This is a genomic window from Neorhizobium sp. JUb45, assembly GCF_004343585.1.
In the GTDB taxonomy this organism is placed as follows: Bacteria; Pseudomonadota; Alphaproteobacteria; order Rhizobiales; family Rhizobiaceae; genus Neorhizobium.
The window spans coordinates 192,655-216,154 of record NZ_SLYW01000001.1; the positions used below are offsets into that span (position 1 = coordinate 192,655).

Annotated in this window: 22 protein-coding genes and 1 pseudogene; 13 read left to right on the plus strand and 10 right to left on the minus strand. The window is 59.5% G+C overall.

Features of this window, described 5'->3' with window-relative positions:
• Positions 1-72: 72 nt before the first annotated feature.
• A complete protein-coding gene (locus tag EDF70_RS00800) occupies positions 73-1,131 on the minus strand; it encodes a LacI family transcriptional regulator (RefSeq protein WP_132271359.1) in 1,059 nt (352 codons plus the stop codon).
• Between the two features lie 251 nt (positions 1,132-1,382).
• On the opposite strand from EDF70_RS00800, the gene EDF70_RS00805 reads away from it, so the two are divergent.
• From EDF70_RS00805 to EDF70_RS00830, 6 genes are all read left to right on the plus strand, one after another.
• Positions 1,383-2,633: an ABC transporter substrate-binding protein gene (locus tag EDF70_RS00805; RefSeq protein WP_165931948.1), complete on the plus strand. Its 1,251-nt coding sequence runs from the start codon at positions 1,383-1,385 to the stop codon at positions 2,631-2,633.
• A gap of 256 nt (positions 2,634-2,889) precedes the next feature.
• On the plus strand, positions 2,890-3,804 hold the full coding sequence (locus tag EDF70_RS00810) for a sugar ABC transporter permease (RefSeq protein ID WP_132271361.1): 915 nt from the start codon (positions 2,890-2,892) through the stop codon (positions 3,802-3,804).
• Complete coding sequence (locus EDF70_RS00815; protein WP_132271362.1) at positions 3,804-4,688, plus strand: carbohydrate ABC transporter permease; 885 nt, start codon at positions 3,804-3,806, stop codon at positions 4,686-4,688. Before EDF70_RS00810 ends, EDF70_RS00815 begins: the two co-directional genes overlap by 1 nt.
• A gap of 4 nt (positions 4,689-4,692) precedes the next feature.
• A complete protein-coding gene (locus EDF70_RS00820) occupies positions 4,693-5,799 on the plus strand; it encodes an ABC transporter ATP-binding protein (RefSeq protein WP_132271363.1) in 1,107 nt (368 codons plus the stop codon).
• A 291-nt stretch (positions 5,800-6,090) separates the two neighbouring features.
• Complete coding sequence (locus EDF70_RS00825) at positions 6,091-7,791, plus strand: sensor histidine kinase (protein WP_132271364.1); 1,701 nt, start codon at positions 6,091-6,093, stop codon at positions 7,789-7,791.
• A 75-nt stretch (positions 7,792-7,866) separates the two neighbouring features.
• Positions 7,867-8,925, plus strand: coding sequence for a DNA topoisomerase IB (locus tag EDF70_RS00830; protein ID WP_132271365.1), 1,059 nt, complete (start codon positions 7,867-7,869; stop codon positions 8,923-8,925).
• 212 nt (positions 8,926-9,137) lie between these two features.
• Here the strand turns inward: EDF70_RS00830 and EDF70_RS00835 are convergent, their stop codons facing one another.
• The 3 genes from EDF70_RS00835 to EDF70_RS00845 form a co-directional block, all read right to left on the minus strand.
• Positions 9,138-9,695: a type 1 glutamine amidotransferase domain-containing protein gene (locus EDF70_RS00835; protein ID WP_132271366.1), complete on the minus strand. Its 558-nt coding sequence runs from the start codon at positions 9,693-9,695 to the stop codon at positions 9,138-9,140.
• Between the two features lie 29 nt (positions 9,696-9,724).
• Complete coding sequence (locus tag EDF70_RS00840; protein ID WP_132271367.1) at positions 9,725-9,937, minus strand: hypothetical protein; 213 nt, start codon at positions 9,935-9,937, stop codon at positions 9,725-9,727.
• Positions 9,938-10,512: 575 nt separating this feature from the next.
• The gene (locus EDF70_RS00845) at positions 10,513-10,794 is read right to left on the minus strand and encodes a hypothetical protein (protein WP_132271368.1); all 282 of its coding nucleotides are present in this window, start codon (positions 10,792-10,794) and stop codon (positions 10,513-10,515) included.
• Positions 10,795-11,238: 444 nt separating this feature from the next.
• Between EDF70_RS00845 and glgX the strand changes: the two genes are divergently transcribed.
• The 3 genes from glgX to EDF70_RS00865 all read left to right on the plus strand — a co-directional run bounded on the left by glgX (position 11,239) and on the right by EDF70_RS00865 (position 14,140).
• Entirely contained in the window at positions 11,239-13,311 is a 2,073-nt protein-coding gene (glgX, locus tag EDF70_RS00855) for a glycogen debranching protein GlgX (protein WP_132272514.1), read from the plus strand.
• 203 nt (positions 13,312-13,514) lie between these two features.
• Positions 13,515-13,772, plus strand: a complete 258-nt coding sequence (locus tag EDF70_RS00860) for a hypothetical protein (RefSeq protein ID WP_132271369.1) — start codon at positions 13,515-13,517, stop codon at positions 13,770-13,772.
• Entirely contained in the window at positions 13,769-14,140 is a 372-nt protein-coding gene (locus EDF70_RS00865; RefSeq protein ID WP_132271370.1) for a hypothetical protein, read from the plus strand. The genes EDF70_RS00860 and EDF70_RS00865 overlap by 4 nt, the downstream gene beginning before the upstream one ends.
• On the opposite strand, the gene glgA is transcribed toward EDF70_RS00865, so the two are convergent.
• Both glgA and EDF70_RS30680 read right to left on the minus strand, forming a co-directional pair.
• Positions 14,134-15,606: a glycogen synthase GlgA gene (glgA, locus tag EDF70_RS00870; RefSeq protein WP_132272515.1), complete on the minus strand. Its 1,473-nt coding sequence runs from the start codon at positions 15,604-15,606 to the stop codon at positions 14,134-14,136. The two genes, EDF70_RS00865 and glgA, sit on opposite strands and share 7 nt — an antisense overlap.
• A 639-nt stretch (positions 15,607-16,245) precedes the next feature.
• A pseudogene (locus EDF70_RS30680) lies at positions 16,246-16,356 on the minus strand (DUF2934 domain-containing protein); the annotation flags it as partial.
• Between EDF70_RS30680 and EDF70_RS00880 the strand changes: the two are divergent.
• Positions 16,339-16,734 carry a hypothetical protein gene (locus EDF70_RS00880; protein WP_132271372.1) on the plus strand — a complete coding sequence of 132 codons (396 nt, stop codon included), beginning with the start codon at positions 16,339-16,341 and terminating at the stop codon, positions 16,732-16,734. The pseudogene EDF70_RS30680 and the gene EDF70_RS00880 overlap by 18 nt on opposite strands.
• 67 nt (positions 16,735-16,801) lie before the next feature.
• Here EDF70_RS00880 and EDF70_RS00885 read toward each other — a convergent pair whose 3' ends face one another.
• Together EDF70_RS00885 and EDF70_RS29875 are read right to left on the minus strand one after the other, a co-directional pair.
• Positions 16,802-17,299 (minus strand): ferritin-like domain-containing protein, encoded by a 498-nt coding sequence (locus tag EDF70_RS00885; RefSeq protein WP_132271373.1) that lies wholly within the window; start codon positions 17,297-17,299, stop codon positions 16,802-16,804.
• Positions 17,300-17,500: 201 nt separating this feature from the next.
• On the minus strand, positions 17,501-17,677 hold the full coding sequence (locus tag EDF70_RS29875; protein ID WP_165931911.1) for a hypothetical protein: 177 nt from the start codon (positions 17,675-17,677) through the stop codon (positions 17,501-17,503).
• A 277-nt stretch (positions 17,678-17,954) separates the two neighbouring features.
• Between EDF70_RS29875 and EDF70_RS00890 the strand changes: the two genes are divergently transcribed.
• The 3 genes from EDF70_RS00890 (at position 17,955) to EDF70_RS00900 (ending at position 21,470) form a co-directional block, all read left to right on the plus strand.
• On the plus strand, positions 17,955-18,479 hold the full coding sequence (locus tag EDF70_RS00890) for a sigma-70 family RNA polymerase sigma factor (protein WP_132271374.1): 525 nt from the start codon (positions 17,955-17,957) through the stop codon (positions 18,477-18,479).
• A gap of 35 nt (positions 18,480-18,514) precedes the next feature.
• Positions 18,515-19,042 (plus strand): superoxide dismutase family protein, encoded by a 528-nt coding sequence (locus tag EDF70_RS00895; RefSeq protein WP_132271375.1) that lies wholly within the window; start codon positions 18,515-18,517, stop codon positions 19,040-19,042.
• Between the two features lie 82 nt (positions 19,043-19,124).
• Positions 19,125-21,470, plus strand: coding sequence for a glucose/quinate/shikimate family membrane-bound PQQ-dependent dehydrogenase (locus EDF70_RS00900; RefSeq protein ID WP_132271376.1), 2,346 nt, complete (start codon positions 19,125-19,127; stop codon positions 21,468-21,470).
• 67 nt (positions 21,471-21,537) lie between these two features.
• On the opposite strand, the gene EDF70_RS00905 is transcribed toward EDF70_RS00900, so the two are convergent.
• Together EDF70_RS00905 and EDF70_RS00910 are read right to left on the minus strand one after the other, a co-directional pair.
• On the minus strand, positions 21,538-21,816 hold the full coding sequence (locus tag EDF70_RS00905; protein WP_132271377.1) for a BON domain-containing protein: 279 nt from the start codon (positions 21,814-21,816) through the stop codon (positions 21,538-21,540).
• A 55-nt stretch (positions 21,817-21,871) separates the two neighbouring features.
• Positions 21,872-23,416 carry a PAS domain-containing sensor histidine kinase gene (locus EDF70_RS00910; protein ID WP_132271378.1) on the minus strand — a complete coding sequence of 515 codons (1,545 nt, stop codon included), beginning with the start codon at positions 23,414-23,416 and terminating at the stop codon, positions 21,872-21,874.
• Positions 23,417-23,500 lie beyond the last annotated feature (84 nt).

The window sequence follows — 23,500 nt, forward strand, 5'->3', positions numbered from 1 at the left end:
GGTCAGATCCTCGGGACAGGCCCGAGGATGACGAAAACATGCGAGCCGGATTGGCCGTCGAGGTCCGATTTTTTATTCCTCAGCCAGCCTCTGCAAATGCTGCAGTTCCTCCACCGGCACCGGTCCAGCAATCCGCCGCAACAGCATCTGCCCCATCAGCAGCCCTGCCTCGGACAAATCCTCGTAGATCGTTTCCACGCGTGGCCGGATCTGGTCGAACAGACCCGATGTCTGCTTGGCGACAAAATCCACCTCGCGGCCGGGCAGAAGCCCGTGGTCGTGGCAGGCTGCCATGATCGCCATGGCCACCACTTCGCCGCCGCAGACAAAGCCATCCGGCGGCGAGGACTGGTGCAGGCGCTGGTCGAAATAGCGGCGGATATCGTCGGACTTGCTGTCCAGCGAAATGCCGGTGGCGATCTCGTAGCCGACGCCTTCCTCGCGCACCGCCGTCATGAAACCGTGGCGCATGTGGTGAGAGAAGGTGAAGGTGTCGGGTGGCAGCACGATCGCCAGTTTTGCGCAGCCCGAGGCGATCAGCTTCTTGGCCGCCCGGTAGGCGAAATCGTAATTGTCGTAATCGACGAAGGGATGCGGTGTCGCAAGTTCTGTGCGGCCATGACAGATGAACGGAAAATCGTTCTGCATCAGCAGTTTGACCCGGTCGTCCATCGGCTGGGTGCGGGTGAAGATGATGCCGTCGGCCAGCCGGTTGCGCAGGATATGTTCCACCGGTTCGATCTGTGGACTGTCGGAAAAATGCGGTGAGATGACGAGGTGGTAGGGCGTGCCGCGCAGCGCTGCCGTCAGCCCGTTGATCATCGAGGTGGCGTAGCCGAGAATTTCCTCGTGCGGATCGAGGATCAGGCTGATCACCTGCGTGCGGCCGGTGCGCAGGCGTTGGGCGGCGCGATCCGGCAGATAGCCGATTTCGGCAGCCACGTGCGCCACGCGCTGGCGCGTTTCCAGCGCGATCTGCGGCGCGCCGGCAAGCGCCCGCGACACGGTGGTAACAGCAAGGCCGGTCAGGTCGGCAATCGTCCGCAATGTTGGTTTGGCGGCATCGCTTCCGCGCACAGCGCCTTTTGCGCGACGTACGGGACGGCGCTCCTTAAGATCGTCCAGCGGCATCAGGCAGTCCTCCTCCACGACGCACGGCTGGCTGGAGACCGCACGACATTGTGAAAACGTTGCAAAAGCCAACTGATATTTCAAGTTCTGTTTTCGTCGATCCGTGTATTTCGATGAAATTCAGACATTTAGGGGCATTTTTCGGGTTTTTGACAAACTGCAATTGGCGGGTTGACAGCGACCATGGTTGTATCGTTATAAATTTGCATATCCGGAGAGGAGCCCGGATTTGAGGGAGAGAGATCATGAATATGCGTATTATCGCCCAGCTTGCAGCTGGCGCGGCACTCATCGCGTTGGCTGCCGGTAGCGCCAAGGCTGCTGAAGAGGTCGAAGTTCTGCACTGGTGGACCGCCGGTGGCGAAGCCGCAGCGCTCAACGTGCTGAAGGAAAACCTCGCCAAGGAAGGCGTTTCCTGGAAGGACATGCCGGTTGCCGGCGGTTCCGGCGTGCAGGCCATGACCGCTTTGCGTGCCCGTGTCACCTCCGGTGATCCGCCGACCGCCGTGCAGATGCTCGGCTTCGACATTCGCGACTGGGCCGAACAGGGCGTCGTTGGCAATCTCGACGATCTCGCTGAAAAGCAGGGCTGGGGCAAGGTCATCCCGGAAGCGCTGCAGGCGTTTTCGAAATATGACGGTCACTGGATCGCCGCACCTGTCAACGTGCACTCCACCAATTGGCTGTGGCTGAACAAGGCCGCCTTCGACAAGGCTGGCGGTAAGGAACCAGCCAACATCGACGAGCTGATCGCGCTGCTCGACAAGTTCAAGGAACAGGGCCTGACGCCGCTCGCTCATGGCGGCCAGCCATGGCAGGACGGCACATTGTGGGAATCCGTCGTTCTGTCGACCGGCGGCATGGATTTCTACAAGAAAGCCGTCATCGACCTCGATCCGGCCGCTCTTTCGGGCGACCAGATGAAGAAGGTCTTCGACACGATGACCAAGCTTCGCACCTATTTCGACCCCAATTTCTCCGGTCGTGACTGGAACCTGTCGACGGCTCTCGTCATCGAAGGCAAGGCCGGCGCCCAGCAGATGGGTGACTGGTCGAAGGGCGAATGGCTGCGCGCCAACAAGAAGCCGGGCACCGATTTCGTGTGCATGCGCTTCCCCGGCACGCAGGGCAATGTTCTGTTCAACGCCGACCAGTTCGTGATGTTCGACGTGGGTGACGCCAAGCGCGATGCACAGATGAAGCTTGCTTCGGCTGTTGAGGATCCGGCTTTCCAGATCGCTTTCAACACCGTCAAGGGTTCCGTTCCGGCCCGTACCGACGTGCCCGGCGACCAGTTCGACGATTGCGGCAAGAAGGGCATCAAGGATGTCGCCGATGCTGCAAAGGCGGGCACGCTGGTCGGTTCGCTGGCCCATGGTTACGCCCAGCCCGGCGCCATCAAGGAAGCCGTGTTCGACGTGATCACCCAGCATCTGAACGGTCAGATCGACACGGCAACGGCATTGAAGCGTCTGCCGGAAGCGGTTGCTGCTGCGAAGTGATTGGCTGTTTGGGATCCAGGTGAGGGGGAAGCCCCTCACTTGCGATTTCTAGCACTTAGCTGACGCTAAGGTGCTGAAATCGCTTTCTCTCCCGCAAGGGGAGAGATAAGGGCGCCGCGCCATCAGCGATTTACCTCTCCCCTTGTGGGAGAGGATACAAAATCGGCATCTTAGCTTCAGCTAAGTGCCAGATTTTGTTGGTGAGGGGCTCTCTTCGCGCCCTCCAACATGCAAATTTTCTCTGCCGGAGATCATCATGACCACAATCGAACCGGCAACCGCTTCGCCGCCGCGCCGAAACTTCGCCGACAGCCTGCGCGGCTGGCTGCCGAAGCTCGTGCTGGCGCCGTCCTTTGCGGTGATCCTGCTGTTCGTCTACGGTTTCATCCTGTGGACCGTCTATCTGTCCTTTACCAATTCGCGCATCCTGCCGGTCTACAAGCTGGTTGGTTTCGATGCCTATGTGCGCCTGTGGTCGCAACCGAACTGGTATATGGCGATGAAGAACCTCGCCATTTTCGGCGTGCTCTATATCGGCATCTGCATTTCCATCGGACTTGGCCTCGCCATCCTGATGGATCAGCGCATCCGCGCCGAAGGGATATTGCGGCCGATCTTTCTTTATCCGATGGCGCTGTCCTTCGTGGTGACCGGCACTGCCTGGAAATGGTTTCTGAACCCCGGCCTTGGCATCGAGAACACGATGCACAATCTCGGCTGGGAGAGTTTCAAATTCGACTGGCTGGTGAACCCGGACATGGCGATCTACACCGTCGTCATCGCCGGTGTCTGGCAGGCATCCGGTTTCGTCATGGCGATGTTTCTGGCCGGCCTGCGCGGTATCGATGGCGAGATCATCAAGGCCGCCCAGATCGACGGTGCGCCGCTGACAAAGATCTATCGCCGCATCATCATTCCCATGCTGCGCCCGGTTTTTCTCTCGGCCTTCATCGTGCTCGCGCATATGGCGATCAAGTCCTATGACCTTGTGATTGCGCTGACCGGCGGCGGGCCGGGCAATGCCACCGAACTGCCGTCCACCTTCATGTATTCCTACACGTTCACCCGCAGCCAGATGGCCGTCGGTTCGGCCAGTGCGGTGATGATGCTGATGGGGATCACGGCGATCATCGTGCCCTATCTCTATTCCGAACTGCGGGAGAAACGCTGATGAGCGGCGCCATCAACGAAACCGTCAGCGGCGGCTCGGCCAAAACCGCCCGCGTGGTGATTTACGGCCTGCTCATCCTGCTCGCCGCCATCTATCTTCTGCCGCTTTACGTGATGCTGACCACCTCGCTGAAATCACTCGACGAGATCCGTGGCGGTGACATGCTGTCCTTGCCAGCATCGCCATCGATCGCGGCCTGGACCAAGGCATGGGGCGAGGCCTGCATCGGCGTCACCTGCACCGGCATCAAGGGCTATTTCTGGAACTCCATCAAGATGGTGGTTCCGGCGGTGATCATCTCCACACTGCTCGGTGCACTGAACGGTTACGTGCTGACCAAGTGGCGTTTTCCGGGCCACAAGATCATTTTTGGCATGATGCTGTTTGCCTGCTTCATCCCGTTTCAGGCGGTGCTGATCCCGATGGCGCGCATGCTCGGCATGATGGGCATCGCCAACACCACGACCGGCCTCGTTTTCGTCCACGTGATCTACGGTCTCGGTTTCACGACGCTGTTTTTCCGCAACTATTACGAGGCGTTTCCGGACGAGTTGATCAAGGCGGCGATGATGGATGGTGCCGGGTTCTTCCGCATCTTCTGGCGCATTCTGCTGCCGACCTCGGGGCCGATCATCGTCGTCACCGTCATCTACCAGTTCACCAATATCTGGAACGACTTTCTGTTCGGCGTCTCCTTCTCGTCCGGCGGTTCCTCGCCGATGACGGTGGCGCTGAACAACCTCGTTGCCTCCTCCACTGGCGTGAAAGAGTACAATGTCGACATGGCCGCGGCCGTCTTTGCCGCCCTGCCGACCCTGTTCGTCTACATCGTCGCCGGACGCTATTTCGTGCGCGGCCTGATGGCCGGCGCAGTCAAGGGATAAATCCATGAGCTTTCTTGAAATCAGGAACCTGCGCAAGAAGATCGGTACTGTCGAAGTCCTGAAAGGCATCGATATCGAGCTGGAAAAGGGCGGGTTTCTCGTTCTCGTCGGCCCTTCCGGCTGCGGCAAGTCCACGCTTCTCAACGCCATTGCCGGTCTGCTGCCGCTGACCTCGGGCGACATCGTCATCGACGGGCAGGTGGTCAATGACCTGCATCCATCGCAGCGTGATATCGCCATGGTGTTCCAGTCCTACGCGCTTTATCCGAACATGACGGTGGAGGAGAACATCGCCTTTGCGCTGGAAATGCGCGGCGTGCCGAAGGCGGAGCGTGAGGCATCGGTCAAGGCTGCCGCGAAAACGCTGCAGATCGAACACCTGCTGAAGCGTCGCCCGAGCCAGTTGTCCGGTGGCCAGCGCCAGCGTGTCGCCATGGGCCGTGCGCTGGTGCGCAAGCCGCGTGTCTTCCTGTTCGACGAGCCGCTGTCCAACCTCGATGCCAAACTGCGCGTTGAAGTGCGTGCCGAGATCAAGTCTCTGCACCAGAATACGCACGCGACCATCGTTTACGTCACCCACGACCAGATCGAGGCAATGACGCTGGCGACCAAGATTGTCGTGTTGAAGGAAGGCACCGTGCAGCAGGTCGGCACGCCGGCCGAAATCTACAATCTGCCCGCCAACCTGTTCGTGGCCGATTTCATGGGCTCGCCGGCGATGAACATGCTGGACGGCAAGGTGGTGGGCACCGGGCCTGAGGCCCGTATCACGCTGTTCGGCGACCAGAATATCAGCGTTCCGGTGCCGCCGACGGTGACTGCGGGTGCGCTCAAGGATGGTCAATCGGTGCTGCTGGGTCTTCGCCCGGAAGCGATCACCGATACCGGACTGGTCGATCCGCAGGCCCGCTCGGTCGCCCAGATCGAGGCGCCGGTGACGATGACCGAGCCGACCGGATCGGACACCTTTGTGACGGCGGCACTCGGCGGAAAACACTTTACCGCCCGCACCCGTGCCGAAGTGGCCTGTGCGCCGGGCGACACGTTCCGCTTTGCCTTCAACCTCGACAAGGCGGTTGTTTTCGATCCGCAGAGCGGGTTGCGTCTTTAGTCTTTTCTGTATTTGTAGACCGTCATGGGAAGCCGGTTATACTGCGGCTTCCCTTTTGCGTTTTGCCCGGCCGTGCAGGGCGAGATCGCTAAAAATCCTTTCAAATTATAGGCTTGTCTCTTCGCTAAATTCAAATTTCATGAGCATCGCACACAATCCAACTTGGACTCGTGATCGAATTCGGATAGAAGACGTTAACCTCTTTGGACGGGACGAGGGTCAGGACTATCGGAATGCGAATGGCGGGGGCCGCGAATCATTCGTCTGGCTTGAAAGAGTTGGGCGCACTGGATGGGTAGGTTTTCACACCTTTTCCCCAAGGCGACCATTGGCGCCTACCTGATCGCTTTTGCCGCCGTTATTGCTCTGCCACTGCTCGCCTTCGTCGTGTTTTTGATGTTCCAGCTGGAGCAGAACGAGCGCGAAATCCTCAACAGCGAAACCGCGGAAGATGCGCAGATCATCGGTCGTGCCATCGATCGCGAGCTGCGCGACATGTCCACCACATTGCGCCTGCTCAGCACCTCGCCGGAGATCGAGCGCGGCCAGTTTGCCGATTTCCATCGTCGCACCCAGTCCAGCCTGCGCGGCAGTTCGCTTTACGCGCTTCTCGTTGCCGAAGATGGCCAGCTTCTTTTGAATACGCGCGTGCCGTTCGAAACAGCGCTTGGCAAGATGGGCAATATGCCGGCACTCAGCTCGGCTCTGCGTTCTGGCCGCACTGAAGTTTCGGATGTCTTTCGCGGTGCGACCAGCGGCAACTGGGTTTTCAACGTGACCATGCCGTTTCCCAAGGACACGCGCGGTGACATCGGTGCGCTGATCCTGACGCAGAATGTTTCCGACCTGAAGAATGTGCTGTCGACCGAAGGCCTGCCAAAGGACTGGTCGGTGGCGGTGCTTGATCAGACCGGCAAGATCGTGGTGGCGGATGGCGCGACGGGTTTGACGGTCGCAAGCCCGTTCCCTGCCGATACGCTGTCGCTGATGAGGGGGCAGAACGGCACGATCGAGGATGTCGGCGGTTCGCCGCGGCAGATGTATGGCTTTTACATTCATCCCGAATGGGGATGGCGGGTCATCGTCTGGGGGCCGATTGCGTCGGCGCAGGCGAGCATTCTCAGCACATGGCGATACCTGATCGCCGGCAGCGGATTGCTGCTGCTGATCGGCTTTGGTTTCGCCTGGCTGGTGGCGCGGCAGCTGCGCGTTCCCATCCGTCAGATTTCCGAGATGGCCGACCGGATCGGCAAGGGGGAAATCGTCTCGCCTGTCGAAACCAGGATCATCGAGGCGAACCATGTGGCGATTGCGCTTTCCAACGCCTCGTTCGATCGCAGCCAGGCCGAGGACCGCATTCACCTGATCCTGCATGAACTGGTGCATCGCACCAAGAACATTCTGACGCTGATCCAGGCGATGATGCGCCAGCTTGCCCGGCAGGATACGACGATGGAAGAGTTCCAGAAGGCGATCAGCACACGCCTGCAGGGACTGGGCCGCTCCATCGAAGCGCTTGCGCGCGAGCAATGGGCCGGTGTGCCGATGCGCCGCGTCGTCGAAATCCATCTTGCGAATTTTTCCGAAACGCTGGATCGTGTCGACATGCGCGGCGAGGATTTTGTGCTGAAGGCGGAGGCGGTGCAGAACCTTGGCCTCGTCCTGCACGAACTGACCACCAATTCGATGAAATATGGCGCACTGTCCTCGCAGAACGGCCGTGTCGAAATTTCGTGGTCCGATGTGGCTTCGGAAAGCGGCGAGCGCACGCTCAAACTCGTATGGGCGGAAAGCGGCGGGCCACCGGTTCGTGCGCCATCATCGACCGGTTTCGGCACCACCATCATCAAACGTCATGCCTCTGCCGCCTTTGCCGGAAGGGCGGATGCGGAATATCCGGTGGAGGGTTTCCGATGGACGCTGACGGCACCGCGCAACCAGCTTGAGCGCACCGCGGAAGATCGTCGCCGGGAAGCGGCCCGGCTGGGATAAGCAACCGGCCGCGATCGCCAGCCTGCTAACCTGAATGTGACGGAACCAAGCCGGTGACATCGCCGTTTGGCGGGAATGGACGCGTATTCATCCACTTCCGTATCTGAGCCCGGTGAGGGCCTCGCCATCCTCTCCACCATCGGCCTGACCTATGTCAGCGACAGCGAGCCGGGAATCCGGCGTCTGCGGCGCGGCAAGGGTTTTTCCTACAAGCTGCCAGACGGTTCGCTTCTTGCCGAACAGGCGCACAAGCTGCGCATCGGTTCGCTCGGCCTGCCGCCCGCCTATGAGAATGTGTGGATCTGTCTCGATCCGACAGGCCACCTGCAGGCGACCGGGTTCGATAGCCGCGGGCGAAAACAGTATCGCTACCATGCCGATTGGCAGTTGTTTCGCAGCGAGCTGAAATACGATCAGATGATCGAGTTCGGCGAGGCCTTGCCGAAAATCCGCAGGAAAGTTCAACGCGATCTGGCCGAAGGGCTTGATGGTCCGCAGGCGGTGATTGCCGCACTGGTGGCGCTGCTCGATGCCACGCATCTGCGTGTCGGCAACCGCGCCTATGCCAAGGAAAACAAGACTTACGGTGCCACCACGCTTCTGAAACGGCACATGAAACTGTCGGATGACAGCATGGTGCTGAAATTCACCGCCAAGGGCGGCAAGCGCGTCAGCCACACGATCCGTCATCCGCGGCTGCAACGTATTCTCGAAGACATTGCCGACCTGCCGGGCCGTCAGCTGTTTTCCTGGCCGGACGACGATGGCGTGCCGCGCGGCATCGACAGCGGGCGACTGAATGCCTATCTGGCCGCTGCTTCAGGCCTGCCGATTTCGGCCAAGACTTTTCGCACATGGGGCGGCAGCCTTGCCGCGTTCATGGCGGCGTGGAAGGCAGCGTCGGCCAACGAGATCGTGCGGATCAAAATGCTGACGGCGGCGGCATCGGAAGAGCTGCAGAACACGCCGGCCGTGTGCCGCTCCAGCTATATCCACCCCGGCATTCTGGCGTTGGCCGAGGATGTTTCGCCACTCGAAAAGATCATGGCGACGCCAAAACTGGTGGAGAAGGAGACCAGCAGCCTCAAGGCGGATGAGCGGCGATTGCTGGCGTTTCTGAAGCTGGTGGGGTGAGGGGGGCGAATGGTGAGTAGTGAGAGCGCACGTCCCGGTCTTTCGTCTTCCTGAGGCTTGTCCCGGGGATTTGACCCCGTAACCACACACTCATCGTAGCAGATGCTCGGGACGCTGCCCGAGCATGACGGCCGTTTGGGGTGCTCCCGAAACAAAAAAACGCCCGCCATATCACCGGCGAGCGCTACATTCATTTCACCTTGGCGGCAGCTTCACGCCGCGCGTCTATGCAAACCTTCCTGCACTTCCTCGACGATCTTGCCGACAAAGGCGGCCAGATCATCCGGGGAGCGAGAGGTGATGATGCCGTTGTCGACCACCACTTCCTCGTCCTTCCAGGATGCGCCAGCATTGCGCACATCTGTGCGGATCGACGGGTAGGAGGTCGCCTTGCGACCGCGCAGAGCGTCGGCTTCGATCAGCAGCCATGGCGCATGGCAGATGGCCGCCACCGGCTTGCCGCTTCTGACGAAATCGCGCACCACCTTCATGGCGCTCGCATCGGCGCGCAGCTTGTCGGGGTTGATCTGGCCGCCCGGCAGAACCAGCGCGTCGAAATCCGCAGCGTTGACATTGGCGGCCTGAAGATCGACCGTGACGCTGTCACCCCAGTCTGTCTTGTCCCAGCTCTTGATTTCACCGGTCTTGATCGACGCGATCTTCACCTCAGCGCCTTTGCTCGTCAGTTCTTCGAGTGGCACGCGCAGTTCGGAGCGCTCATAGCCGTCGGTCGCGAGAATGAGGATGCGGGCGGAACTGATCTTCGTCATGCAATTCTCCTTTTATGTTTTTGCGGCCGTCAAAGGCGGCCGGTGGAAAGATCGCGTCCGTTGATGGAGGCCGGGACGCTCATTTCTTCCCGAGAGGATCGCGGCAGCGGAAGCTTGACTGCTTCCGGCACGACCACATGAAGCTCACGGTCCGGCACGGCTTTCAACTGCCGCGGGGTGCGAGCGAAAGTTAAGAGACCTGTTAGTCTCGAAAGGATATGGCTCGAAAAAAGATTGGTCATGGTGTTTCTCCCGTCGCCCGAAAAGGTCTGATGCCTTTTCCATGAAGAGCTAACCGTGGGCCGGGAGAAACGTTCCATCGGAACGGCGCGCGATCCATCGAAAGGATCGCCGGGGCATGTCTCAGATCGGCACGACCAGCATGGCGCACATGGCGACTGCGAGGACGACGCTGGCGATTTCAAACCATTCCTTGGTCATTGTTCTTACTCCCTGACTGGTGAGTAAAGAACGACGATCTCGCGTTTCTGTTCCACACATTCGCCACATATGTGGAGCGCTGCCACATATGTGAATAATGCCTTAGAGCGGTTCATTGTTAAATGGAAACGGTTCTGCCGGAGCAGGTTTTCGTCGGGGCAGTGGCGATTGGCGAAGTGCATACCACCGGGTACGTGCGAGCCGATCGCCGCTGATCCCGGCGGAAAGATGTCCGGCCCTTACGGGTTGGCTGAAACGGGCCGGCTGATCGCATGGCCGGCTTGGCCGTATGCTGTGGCTACGACACGCGCCAGCCATGCGACCATCCAACTCCGTTTGAGCCAACAGAACCGATTCCATTTAACAATGAACCGCTCTAATTACTCGTGTCGAGTTTCTGCTGCGCCTTCATGCGGGCGCGCGCCGTTTCCACGATTGAGCGACTTTCCCGTGCCGTCGCGGTTTCGATGGCAAAACCTTCGCCGGGTGCGATGCCGGGATCTTCCTCGTGATCCTTGAAGGTCGCATCCTCGGTCAGGCGGTGCAGCAGCGCTTTTGTTGTTTCCTCGCCGCCCATCATGGCGGCCAGCCAGGTGATCATCAATTCGCGGTGGGCGTTGAGCCGGCCTTCCAGTTCTTCGGATGAGAGTGCGGGCATGGCAGTCCTCCTGTGGCTGTGGTTTGTCACATCGGCACATAGAGGAGAGGGCGGGCGAGGGAAGCCTCGTCGGCTTTTTGCCGTATTTCGATTTCCGGACGGAACGAAATGCCGCGCTGCATCATTACTGGGCCGAACCTTAGGGTCAAAACTCAATCAGGATAGCGGTTCTGTTGGCGATGATGGGATTGAATGGAAGCAAACAAGCGCAAGACAAGACCTCTTGGTCTTGTCGAGCATTGTTTGCGATCAGTCGGCCCATCATCGCCAATCCTTCGGACAAGCCGTATTTTGTGCCTGCGGGCGTCGGAAAGGTTTGAAAATGATGAGCATTTCCTGCACCTCTCCTTCTACTCAGGCACAAAATACGGCTTGCATAACCGCTATCCTGATTGAGTTTTGACCCTAACCCCTCACTTGAACCCAGAGTGGCGCGGCATGGATATGACAGTGAAAAATTTCGAGATCACAGCAGGATCGTGGACACAGCTTGGCGCCAATTTCGATGGTGAGGGTACCAATTTCGCGATCTTTTCCGCGCATGCCGAACGTGTCGAACTTTGTCTGTTCGACAATAGCGGCTCCGTCGAGATCGCCCGGCTGACACTGCCGGAATATACCAACGAGATCTTTCACGGTTATATCCCCGGCCTCAAGCCCGGCCAGCTTTATGCCTACCGCGTGCATGGCAAATTCGAACCGGAAGCCGGCCATCGCTTCAATGCCAACAAGCTGCTGATCGATCCTTACGCCCGCGAACTGGTGGGCGAGTTCAAGTGGAACGAGGCGCATTTCGCCTATGACCTGCTTGCCGAAGACAAGGATCTGACCTTCAACGAGCTGGACAGCGCGCCCTACACGCCGAAATGCCGGGTCATCGACCCCTACGGCTTTGATTGGGGCAAGGATGCTTCGCCCAACATCTCATGGCCGGCGACCATCGTCTATGAGACGCATGTGAAGGGTTTTACGCAGCTCAACAAGGCGATCCCTGAAAATCTGCGCGGCACATTCGAGGGCATGGGCCACAAGGCGACGGTGGATTACATCAAGAGCCTCGGCATCACTTCCGTCGAACTGATGCCGATCCACGAATTCCCGCAGGACCAGCATCTGCTGGACAAGGGCCTCAACAATTTCTGGGGTTACAATTCGATCGGCTTTTTCGCGCCGGCCTCGCGCTATTATGGGCCGAACGGCATTGCCGGTTTCCGCGACATGGTGCGGTCCTTCCACGATGCCGGCATCGAGGTCATTCTCGACGTGGTCTATAACCACACGGCCGAAGGCAACGAGCTTGGGCCGACCTTGTCCTTCAAGGGCATCGACAACTTTTCCTATTACCGCACCCTGCCGGACCAGCATCGCTATTACATCAACGATACCGGCACCGGAAACACGGTGAACACTTCGCATCCGCGCGTGCTGCAGATGGTGATGGATAGTCTTCGTTACTGGACCGAACACATGCATGTGGACGGTTTCCGCTTCGATCTTGGCACCATTCTCGGCCGCGAGCCGGAAGGCTTTGACGAACGCGGTGGTTTCTTCGATGCCGTCACGCAGGACCCGATCCTGTCGAAGACAAAACTGATCGGCGAGCCATGGGATATCGGTCCGGGCGGTTATCAGGTCGGTGGTTTTCCGCCGGGCTGGGCCGAATGGAACGACAAATATCGCGATACGGTGCGCGAATACTGGAAGGGCGACAACGTGGCGACCGATTTCGCCGCCCGTCTTCTCGGCTCCGGCGATCTTTACGACCAGCGCGGCCGTCGCCCGTGGTCGAGCGTCAATTTCGTTACCGCCCATGACGGGTTCACCTTGAACGATCTCGTTTCCTACAACGAGAAGCACAACGAGGCGAATGGCGAAGACAATAACGACGGCCATAACGACAACCGTTCCTATAATTACGGTGAGGAAGGTCCGACCGACGACGAGGGCATCAATGCGGTGCGCGAGCGCCAGAAGCGCAATTTTCTCGCCACGCTGCTGTTTTCGCACGGCACGCCGATGCTGCTGGCCGGCGACGAATTCGGCCGCAGCCAGATGGGCAATAATAACGGCTATTGCCAGGACAGCGACATTTCATGGGTCCACTGGGAGGACCTGCCGGAGAGCTGCGAGGAGCTGCGCGAGTTTACGCGCCAGATCATCGCTCTCCGGCAGACTCAGCCATTGCTCAGACGCGAAAACTGGCGCGACGGGCTGGATGTGAAATGGTTCAACGCTGGCGGTGGTTTCCAGACCCCGGAACAGTGGGAGGAAGGCTCGACGATTGGCCTTTATCTCGGCCGTGGCGACCTGAAGGAGGAAGAGGGCATCTGGCACGATGTGCTTTTGCTGTTCAATCCGTTCGAAGGCACGGTGCCGTTCCGCATCCCGCAGTTCGGCGAGGGCGGCTGGGTGCTGGAACTGAGCACGGCGGATCTTTCACTGCATGGTCAGGTGATCACCAAGGAAAAGGACTTTGAACTGGAAGGCCGCAGCCTGGTTCTGTTCCGCCGGCCTTAAACCTTTCCGCGACGTCATGCTCGGGCCTGTCCCGAGCATCTGCTACGTTCAATTCGTGACCGTGTGATCAGATCCTCGGGTGAAGGCCCGAGGATGACGTTGCGCGTGGGCTTGCCCTGTCCACCTTATTTTGCGATCACCTCTCGGTAGGACTTCCGCGAAGGAGACGCGTCATACCGACCGGCAAAGACAAGCAGAAATCCGTGTTCTTTCGTTGGGCGTGTCGACCACTGCCGCTATCTTGGAAAATTACGGCTGCGTTCTGGGTGGCGATTGCCGTGCTGATGCTGTCGGGGATCGTGGCGCAGCAGATGGAATGGTACGGGCTTTCCAGCCGGCTGTTCGCCTATATGGCGCTGTGTGCGGTGGGTTATGTGATCAGCTGGCTCTGCCTTGCCTATGTCAATATGCGGCACATGGGGCGGCGGCTGAAGGTGAGCCGGGACCAAGACCAGCCATGACGCTTTTTCTGCGCAGTTATCTGATTACGCTTGGCCTGATTTTTGCGAGTGGCGGGGTCGGTGCGGTGCTTCTCGACTGGAGCGAAAAACTGTCGCTCGGATGGTTCGGCGGCATCATCGCCGTCGCTATTGCCGTTCTGGGTTTTGCATTGCTGCTCGTCGGCATGTTTGGCAGCCCCGTTCGCGTCGATGTGTGGGCCGACCGTGCCTCCATTCATGAGGGCAGCATTCTTGTCGCCGTCATTGCCCTGCCGCTGTTTCTGCTCATGCGGCTTTTCATTCATGCGAACAACCGTCCATCGCCAAGCCTGCCGATCACCGAAATCCGTGGCAAGCGCGCCGCACGCCGGCAAAAACGCCGTCAGTAGACCTGACGGCGGGCGTTTTCGTCCGTGACGGCCGCGCCGCGCACGAGGCTGTTGTAGACGTTGGCATATTGGTCGGCGCTGCGTTCCCACGAAAATTTGGTCTTCATGCCCTGGTTCTGCAGGCGCGCCCAGCTGCGCGGATCGGCATAGGCATCGAGCGTGCGGCGCAAGGCAAGACGCAGGCCGTCGGTATTGACCGGGTGGAACTGAAAACCGGTGGCGACGCGGGCGGAAATCGCCGCATCATTGGCGTCGATGATGGTTTCCGACAGGCCGCCGGTGCGTGAGACGACAGGCACGCAGCCATAACGCAGCGCATAAAGCTGGGTGAGGCCGCAAGGCTCAAAACGCGATGGCTGCACGATGGCATCCGAGCCGGCATGGATGAGATGCGCGGTCGGTTCACCATAACCGATATGCACGGCCATGCGGCCGGGGAAGCGGGCGGCGGTTTCCAGCAGTTTCTGCTCGATATCATGGTCGCCCTGACCGAAAACGATGATGCGGCCACCCTTGAAGATCACTTCGTCGGCGGTGTCGGCAAACATGTCCATGCCCTTTTGCCAGGTCAGACGGCTGACGGCGGAAAAGATCGGGCCATCGCCACGGTCGAGACCAAAGTGGTCGAGCAGGGCGTTGCGGTTGGCGCGTTTGCGGCGCAGGCTGGTCGTGTCGTAATTCTGCGGAATATGTTCGTCGGTGGCCGGGTCCCAGATATCCATGTCGATGCCGTTGACGATACCGCGCAGAACCGTGACGCGTTCATTCAGCACGCCATCGAGACCCATGCCGAAGCGCGGTGTCAGGATTTCGCGGGCATAGGTGGGGCTGACGGTGATGATGGCATCGGCGGTCTGCAGGCCACCCTTGAGGGTGCTGATATCGCCAAAATATTCGAGGCAATCCATCGACATCGTGCTCGCCGGCAGGCCCATCAGGGGCAGCAGGCTCGCGGCATACTGGCCCTGGAAAGCGAGGTTATGGATGGTGAGCACGACCGGTGTCGTACAGCCTTTTTCACGCATGTAGACGGAGGTCAGTGCGGACTGCCAGTCGTGGGTGTGCACGAGGTCGGGCAGCCAGCCGGGCAATAGGCCATTGGCGATTTCGGCGCCGGCCAGCGAAAGGGCGGCAAAGCGTTTCCAGTTGTCCGGGTGGTCGTTGCCGTGCTGATCGACATAGGGGCCGCCGGGGCGGTCATAGAGCGTGGGGATATCGAGCACGAACAGATCGAGATCGCCGACCTTGCCATGCAGCAGCGAAGCGCGCTCGCCAAGCAGGTCTTCGAACACGAGTAGCGGCACGTGGCTACCAATTTCACGCATCACAGCCGGATAACCGGGCACAAGCGTCGTGGTCTGGATGCCGGAAGACAGCAATGCCTTGGGCAGCGATCCCGTCACATCCGCCAACCCGCCCGTCTTGATCAGCGGGAAGACCTCGGATGTCACTGAAAGCACGCGCATGGATTGCATTTCCCCCTGACGAAACAGTTGGCCGCCATCGCGGCCCATATTCTTGCGCGCAATCACGGCGCTGCGTGTCGGATCACGCATGCCGGTCTGTTCGAAGGTTACAGGTGCATTCATCATCGTGCCTGCCTCCCATATGCCTGCCGCGGGCACTTCTCGCAGTCTTGCCTGATGCCTGAATGGAGGTCGGCGTCCTCGGTCGCCTCAAATCTCCATGCAAAAGGTAAACGAAACCATCGCTTCACAATATAACTCGTCGATTACAGACAAAAGAATGCGTTTGCCGCGGAGATGTCCACGGCAGCGCCAATGCATATGAAAAGCCGAAACGGGTTAATCCGCGGCGAGCTTTTTTGATCTCGTTTTTGCTGCCGGTTTTGCCTCGGCGGCAATCGCCTTGGTCTTGGCAGGTTTGGCAGTTTTTGTCGCTGGCTTCACCGGTGCCGGCGTGGCGTCAGCTGTTTTTGCGTCTGCCGACTTTGCCGGTGCAGCCTTTGCCGCTTTCGGCTTGGCCGTTTTGGCGACAGCTTCAGGCTTTTTTGTTGCCGGCTTCTCAGTTGCGGCACCGTTTGCCTTGGGTTTCTTGCCTTTCGGCAGACCCTTGGTCACACCAAGCGGTGCAAACAGCTGGTATTCCTGCCGCGCCCTTTCCCAGTGTTCGTTATCCTTGCCTGTCGGATAGCCTTCCTCTTCCCACAACGTGTAGGCACGCTTACTGATCCACTCGTGTTCGGATTCCGCCATGATTACGTCTCCGTTCGCCCGGTTGTCACAACAGATGACACGCGCAAAAGTTCCGTTACGCAAGGCAAATTTTTGTGCGGTGCTTCTTTTTTTGCAGGAACCTTTTTGACAGTTCCTCGTTCGGGTGCCGGGAGGAAACAAACCATGCAGAACTACTTCGATATCTTGCCCCACTCGACGGGGTGGATCTATGTGATCAACGGCATGCCGTCAGCGTCTTTTCCAAGCTATACTCTGGCCCTGAAAGCCGCACATCTGCATGCCGAACGTGAACGCAACAGCCTGCAAAAGCCGGTTTTCCGCCGCCAGGAACTGGATGGCGGCATGGCGCCCTGCGATCAAAATGTGACAACGCCTTATCCGCAGATACGCTCCTGAAAAGACAGCCGGATGATACGGCAAGGCCCGCCATTGGCGGGCCTCTTCTTGTTGCATTGCAACTGGTTCACGCTGCCTTTTTTGCAGCGGAATTGACGGCCGTCGTGGCAAGCGTCGTCAGTGCCTCGTCGGTCTTGCTTTCTTCCGCAAGCGTTTGCTCCAGAAGCGTCACGGCCTCCTTCAAGCCCAGCTGTTTTGCCCAGGCACGCAGCGTGCCGTAACGGCTGATCTCGTAATGCTCAACGGCCTGTGCCGCGGCAAGAAGCCCTGCATCGAGCGCCGGCGTGCCCTTGAATTCTTCAAGGATTTCTTCGCCTTCGGAGAGGATGCCTTCGATCGCATCACAGGTCTTGCCCTGCGCGCGCTTGCCGATGATTTCGAAAACCTGCTTCAGGCGATCGATCTGACCTTCGGTTTCCTCCTTGTGGGTCAGAAATGCCTGCTTGAGTTTCGGGTCCTGCGCCCCACGCGCCATTTTCGGCAGCGCCTTCACGATCTGCCGCTCGGCGTAATAGATGTCCTTGAGAGTTTCGTAAAACAGGTCTTCCAGCGTCTTCGTTGCCATAACGGGCGTCCTCCTGATTTGCGGATGATATTTTGGGATTGTCGCGTTTCATCGACGAGGAGCTAACCGACAATGTGTCGAATTGTTCCCGCATGTCTGCAACTGTAAAATCGGAAAATATCTGGCGCCGACCGCAGGAGGCAGCCGGATTGGGCAACTGTAAATACTGAAGGAGTAGGTGTTGCCTTAAATGGCGTAAAGTCAGGTCTTGTCGGCCAGCTTGTCGTGAAGTGCCTCTTGCAGATCCTGCGCAAGCTTGAGCAGGCGATCCGGCACTGCTTCCTTCTCGATCTCGCTCAGGAGAATGGCGACTTCCTGCGATACCCGGCTGCCAAGCTTTGTGGGTTCATCGGGAACAAGCGTGCTGTCTTTCGTCATTCTTGCCTCTGCCGCATGGCTTTACTGGACCGCCAACGGTCTCGTTGCCCCCAGCATTCGATTTTATCTGCCCATGCTTAATTATTCGAAAGCGCATAATGGCGACCCAAGTCAATGCTCGGTGTGTGCATTGCACCCTTGCCACGGTGTCGGTGGACGATTCATCGGATGGCTGATGCGCGAATGCGACAGCGCCGGCTTGTTCGGAACCAAATGGACAGAGCAGACGTTTGCACCCGTCATTACCATCCGCAGATTTTGAAAGAGGTGCGCCCCGGTGTCTGAATCACAGTTGAGTCGTGATCCTGCACGCGCAGATATCGTCCGGCTGATCCCCGCACTCAGGGCCTTTGCCCGCACCTTTTGCCGCAATTCCAGCGATGCCGACGATCTCGTTCAGGAGACGTTGATGAAGGCACTCGGCAATCTCGACAAATTCGAGCCGGGCACGAAGCTGAAATCATGGCTGTTCACGATCATGCGCAACACTTTCTACACGCGCGCCAAGGTGTTGGGTCGCGAAGCGCCGGGCATCGAGGAAAATGTTTCGGGTGATACGCCGATCGCCGCCTCGCAGGAGGTGGCGGCGCGCGCCAAGGAGGTGCAGCGGGCGCTGGCAAAACTGCCGCCGCATTACCGCGAAGTGCTGACGCTGGTGGCGATCCTGGGCGAAAGCTACGAATCCGCTGCGGAAATCTGCGATTGCGCCGTCGGCACCGTCAAGAGCCGCCTCAACCGGGCGCGGCATCAGATCCTGATCGAGCTTGGCGAAGGTAACGAAAACGGGACGACACACGTCTGACGCAGGCATCGTCTGGTAAAACAGGGAGAGACACCATGAAAAGCATCGCCATTTTTGCAGCCGTCGCGCTGGCCTCGAGTGCGACCTTTGCCGTCGCGGCCGATCAGGTGGCACCCGTGACCGCCACAGGAACGGCGAAGTTCGTCGGCGCAAAAGGTGAGGATGCCGGCAAGGCTGATCTGAGCACGACGCCAGCGGGCGTTCTGATCAATGTCGAGATCAAGGGGCTGCCGGCCTCGCAATGGGTTGCCTTCCATGTGCATCAGACCGGCAGTTGTGATGCCGCCTCCCACCACGAATCCGCCGGTGGTCACTTCAATCCGGATGGCAAGGAACACGGTTATCAGGCCGCCAACGGCCCGCATGCCGGTGACATGCCCAACCAGTATGTCGGCGCCGGTGGCGTGCTCAGGGCGCAGGTGATCAATGATGCGGTGACGCTCGACAAGGGTGAAACGGGCATCGTCGGCCGCGCCCTGATGGTTCATGCCAAGCCGGATGATTACAAGACCCAGCCTTCCGGTGCGGCCGGCGATAGGCTGGCCTGCGCCGTCATCGAATAATTTTCACAGTTCGCCAGCTTGACGGGCGGAGCAAACGCGCAATTTGCAGAACAAGACACCGCTTATCCAGCCGGAGGCCGACATGGCGATCACCATTACCGCGATCCTTTTCACTCTGATCGGGATCGCGCTGGCCGCGGGTGGCGGTCACCTTCTGATGATCGGCGGCAGCGCCTATTATCTGATTACCGGCATCGGTTTCGTGCTCACCGCCATCCTGCTGTTCATGCGCCGTCCGCTGGCGTTGTCGCTTTATGCGGTGATCGTCATCGGCTCGCTTGTCTGGGCCGTCTGGGAAGTCGGTCTCGACTGGTGGCAGCTTGGGCCGCGCGGTGGTGTCATCATCGTGCTCGGCATCTGGTTGCTGACGCCGTGGATCCGCCGGCCGCTCGGGTTTTCCAGCCCGACCACCGGTTTCCGTTACGGCGCCGATGTGCGACCGCTCGCCGTCTCCGTCTGCATTGCGGTTCTGGTGGCGCTGGTATCGATGTTATTCGATCCGCATGACCAGTCCGGCGACCTGCCGGAAGAGGTGGTGGCGGCAGCGCCCAACCTCGGCGGCAACGTGCCGCCGGCCGACTGGCATCAATATGGCCGCACGCCCTATGGCCAGCGTTATTCGCCGCTCGACCAGATCAACAGGGAAAACGTCGCCAAGCTAACCGAAGTCTGGCGTTTCCAGACTGGTGACGTGAAACTGCCGGACGATGTCGGCGAGACCACCTATCAGGTGACGCCGCTCAAGGTCGGCAACACGCTGTTTCTCTGCACGCCGCACAATTGGGCGATCGCGCTGGATGCGACCACCGGCAAGCAGATCTGGAAATTCGATCCCAATGTCGGCCTCAATCCCGACCGTCAGCACCAGACCTGCCGCGGCGTCAGCTATTATTCCGATACGGCTGCGGCCGCCGGTACGCCATGCGCTGCCCGCGTCTACCTGCCAACATCCGATGCGCGCCTGATTGCGCTCGATGCCGGTACGGGCCAGATCTGCGAGAGCTTTGCCGATAAGGGTACGTTGCATCTGGAAGCCGGCATGCCGTTCAACCCGGCCGGTTATTATTACTCGACCTCGCCGCCCGCCATTGCCGGCAACAAGATCATCGTCGGCGGGGCGGTGAACGACAATTATTCGACGCAGGAACAGTCCGGCGTCATTCGCGCCTTCGACGTCAATTCCGGGCAGCTGATCTGGAATTGGGACAGTGGCAACCCGACGCAGACGACGCCGCTGCCGGAAGGGCAGAAATACACGGTGAATTCGCCCAACAGCTGGTCGGTCTTCAGTGTCGATGAGGCACTCGGTCTCGTCTATATCCCGCTCGGCAATCAGGTGCCGGACCAGCTTGGCATCGGTCGCAGCGAAAACGTCGAAAAATACTCGTCGTCGATCGTCGCGCTCGATCTCAACACCGGTGCCGACCGCTGGGTCAAACAGTTCGTGCATCATGACCTTTGGGATATGGACGTGCCGGCCCAGCCGACGCTGATCGATATCAAGAAACCCGACAACAGCACCGTTCCGGCGTTGGTTGGCCCGACCAAGCAGGGCGATATCTACGTGCTCGACCGCCGCACCGGCGAGCCGATCATTCCGATCACGGAAGAACCTGCACCGACAGGCGCGATTGCCGGTGACTTCACCGCGCCGACGCAGCCGACCTCGGGCCTCAGCTTCAAGCCGCCGAAACTGGAAGAGCGCAACATGTGGGGTGTGACCATCTTCGACCAGATGGTCTGCCGCATCCGTTATCACTCGCTGCGCTACGATGGCCGGTACACGCCGCCGTCACTGGAGGGCTCGATCGTCTATCCCGGCAATTTTGGCACGTTCAACTGGGGTGGCGTCGCGGTCGATCCTGAACGGCAGGTGATGTTCGGAATGCCGACCTATCTGGCCTTTACCTCGCAGCTCGTGCCGCGCGACCAGGTGCCGCCGAAGGGACAGGATGAAAAGGGCAGCGAACAGGGCCTCAACCGCAATGACGGCGCGCCTTACGGCGTCAAGATGGGGCCGTTCCTCGGGCCGCTGCAGGTTCCCTGCCAGGCGCCGCCATGGGGTTATGTCACCGGCGTCGATCTGCGCACCGGCGAAACCGCCTACAAGCACAAGAACGGCACCGTTTACGACATGACGCCGCTGCCGCTGCCCTTCAAGATCGGCGTGCCCGGCATTGGCGGGCCGATGATCACCAAGGGCGGTGTCGCTTTCCTCGGTGCAGCTGTCGATGATTACTTGCGCGCCTATGATCTCACCAATGGCCAGCAATTGTGGGAAGCCCGTCTTCCGGCGGGTGGTCAGGCGACACCGATGAGTTATGCGGTGGAGGATGGCCGTCAGTTCGTGGTGATGGTGGCGGGCGGACATGGGTCTGTCGGCACCAAGCCGGGGGATTATGTGATTGCCTATGCGCTGCCGCGGTAAGAGGCACACTTGAACGAAAAAAGCCGGGACGTTTTCGCCCCGGCTTTTTAATGGAAACATTTGTCGATTAATGCAGAAAACCACCACTGCGGATAAAATTGCGCACCTGACTGACGCCATCCACACAGGCGGCAATCTCGGTGGCGCGGGCAATCTCGCCGTCATCCAGAACCGTGCCGGTGAGGGTGATTTCCGATCCGTCCGCTACCACGGTCACATCGCTGGCATCGACGCCGAAACTGGTGGCGAGTGCCTCGGCGACGCGGGTTTCAAGTTCGGCGACGGGCGGATTTTCCACCTCGATCGTCGGTTCCTTGTCGTAAAACATCGGCGGTTTGAACACCATGATCGGTCCTCCTTCGGTTGTCCTGCAGGATCAACGCGAGGGAGGGCGGTTTGGTTCAATGGATGGCCGTGCCGACGATCTCTTTCAGCTGCGCCTGTGTAAACGGTTTTGCCAGACGCGGAAGCTGCTGATCGTTGCCGGCCGGCAGTTCGGCGTAGCCGGTCGCCAAGACCACCGGCAGGGTGGGGCGCAGTCTTGCGATTTCCAGCGCCAGCTCTGAGCCGGTCATCTGCGGCATGGAATGGTCGGTGATGACAAGGTCGATCGCTTCGCCGCTGTTGACGACGGACAGCGCATCGGCGGCGTTATAGGCCTCGATGACGGTGTGGCCGAGATCTTCCAGCATCAGCGTCGTGTTCATCAGCACAAGCGCATCGTCATCGACCGCGAGGATGGTGAGCGGGCGGGTGTTCTGTTCGGGCAAAAGCAGCGGGAGTTCCGGCTCGATGATAGCGTCGTCATCTCCGGTAATCGGCAGGTTGAGAAAAATCGTCGTGCCTTTGCCGCGCGCGCTTTCGATACTGAGCGCGCCGCCGGACTGTTCGATCAGGCCCTGCACCATGGAAAGGCCGAGCCCGGTGCCGCGGCCAACACCCTTGGTGGTGAAAAAGGGCGTCGTTGCGTGCTCCAATGTTTCCGCGTCCATGCCTTCGCCATCGTCTTTCACGCTGATGCACAGATAGCGGCCCGGCTTGAGGCGGGCGTCCGTTTCGACGATTTCTCGCGCTGCCGCTGAGATCGTGATGTTGCCGCCATGCGGCATGGCATCGCGTGCATTGACGATGAGGTTCAAAAGCGCGGTTTCCAGCTGGTTCGGGTCGGTCAAAACCAATGGCAGATCGTCGGGAAAATCGGTTTCGATGGACAGTGTCTGGCTGAGCGAGCTTTTGAGAAAATCGCGCATGCCGAAGACGAGTTTCGGTACGTCGACGGGCAGGACGTTGAGTTCCTGCCGGCGCGAAAAGGCCAGCATGCGCTGTGTCAGTGCCGCGCCGCGTTCGGCGCCACGAATGGCGTTGTCGATCAACGGCATAAGCGACGGGTCTTCCGGCAAGCGCTTGCGCAGCATTTCCAGGCTGCCCATGATCGCCATCAGCAGATTGTTGAAATCGTGGGCGACACCGCCGGTCAGCTGGCCGATCGCTTCCATCTTCTGTGCCTGGAACAGTTCCTCGCGGGCTTTGGCCAGAGCCTTCTGCGCTTCCATGCGTTCGCTGTTGTCGCGGGTGATCTTTGCAAAGCCGACGACATGGCCGGCATCATCATGAATGGCGTCGATGACGACATGCGCCCAGAAGCGGCTGCCGTTGCTGCGCACCCGCCAGCTTTCCTTTTCGAAACGCCCTTCGCGGCGGGCGATGGTCAGTGCGCGCTGCGGTTCACCGCGGCCACGCTCCTCCTCGGTATAGAAGAGTGAGAAATGTTGTCCGATGATCTCGTCGGCGCCATAACCCTTGATGCGTTCGGCACCGGAATTCCAGGTGGAAACGTGACCATCCGCATCCAGCATGTAGATGGCGTAGTCGGTGATGGAATCCAGAAGCGTCTGGTAGAGCCCCTCGCTCGTCAGCATTGGCGGATGGCCTTTGGCCAGGTTCATGGTCGTCCCGTCGCTCCCTCAGAGTCTCACAAGAATACTCTAATACGGAATTGGTTCCGAAACCGATAATCCTTCGGAAAGGGT

Coding starts and splice junctions, on each gene's coding strand:
- EDF70_RS00800 (WP_132271359.1), bottom strand. CDS start 1,131: ATGCCGCTGGACGATCTTAAGGAGCGCCGTCCCGTACGTCGCGCAAAA.
- EDF70_RS00805 (WP_165931948.1), top strand. CDS start 1,383: ATGCGTATTATCGCCCAGCTTGCAGCTGGCGCGGCACTCATCGCGTTG.
- EDF70_RS00810 (WP_132271361.1), top strand. CDS start 2,890: ATGACCACAATCGAACCGGCAACCGCTTCGCCGCCGCGCCGAAACTTC.
- EDF70_RS00815 (WP_132271362.1), top strand. CDS start 3,804: ATGAGCGGCGCCATCAACGAAACCGTCAGCGGCGGCTCGGCCAAAACC.
- EDF70_RS00820 (WP_132271363.1), top strand. CDS start 4,693: ATGAGCTTTCTTGAAATCAGGAACCTGCGCAAGAAGATCGGTACTGTC.
- EDF70_RS00825 (WP_132271364.1), top strand. CDS start 6,091: ATGGGTAGGTTTTCACACCTTTTCCCCAAGGCGACCATTGGCGCCTAC.
- EDF70_RS00830 (WP_132271365.1), top strand. CDS start 7,867: ATGGACGCGTATTCATCCACTTCCGTATCTGAGCCCGGTGAGGGCCTC.
- EDF70_RS00835 (WP_132271366.1), bottom strand. CDS start 9,695: ATGACGAAGATCAGTTCCGCCCGCATCCTCATTCTCGCGACCGACGGC.
- EDF70_RS00840 (WP_132271367.1), bottom strand. CDS start 9,937: ATGACCAATCTTTTTTCGAGCCATATCCTTTCGAGACTAACAGGTCTC.
- EDF70_RS00845 (WP_132271368.1), bottom strand. CDS start 10,794: ATGCCCGCACTCTCATCCGAAGAACTGGAAGGCCGGCTCAACGCCCAC.
- glgX (WP_132272514.1), top strand. CDS start 11,239: ATGACAGTGAAAAATTTCGAGATCACAGCAGGATCGTGGACACAGCTT.
- EDF70_RS00865 (WP_132271370.1), top strand. CDS start 13,769: ATGACGCTTTTTCTGCGCAGTTATCTGATTACGCTTGGCCTGATTTTT.
- glgA (WP_132272515.1), bottom strand. CDS start 15,606: ATGCGCGTGCTTTCAGTGACATCCGAGGTCTTCCCGCTGATCAAGACG.
- EDF70_RS00885 (WP_132271373.1), bottom strand. CDS start 17,299: ATGGCAACGAAGACGCTGGAAGACCTGTTTTACGAAACTCTCAAGGAC.
- EDF70_RS29875 (WP_165931911.1), bottom strand. CDS start 17,677: ATGACGAAAGACAGCACGCTTGTTCCCGATGAACCCACAAAGCTTGGC.
- EDF70_RS00895 (WP_132271375.1), top strand. CDS start 18,515: ATGAAAAGCATCGCCATTTTTGCAGCCGTCGCGCTGGCCTCGAGTGCG.
- EDF70_RS00900 (WP_132271376.1), top strand. CDS start 19,125: ATGGCGATCACCATTACCGCGATCCTTTTCACTCTGATCGGGATCGCG.
- EDF70_RS00905 (WP_132271377.1), bottom strand. CDS start 21,816: ATGGTGTTCAAACCGCCGATGTTTTACGACAAGGAACCGACGATCGAG.
- EDF70_RS00910 (WP_132271378.1), bottom strand. CDS start 23,416: ATGAACCTGGCCAAAGGCCATCCGCCAATGCTGACGAGCGAGGGGCTC.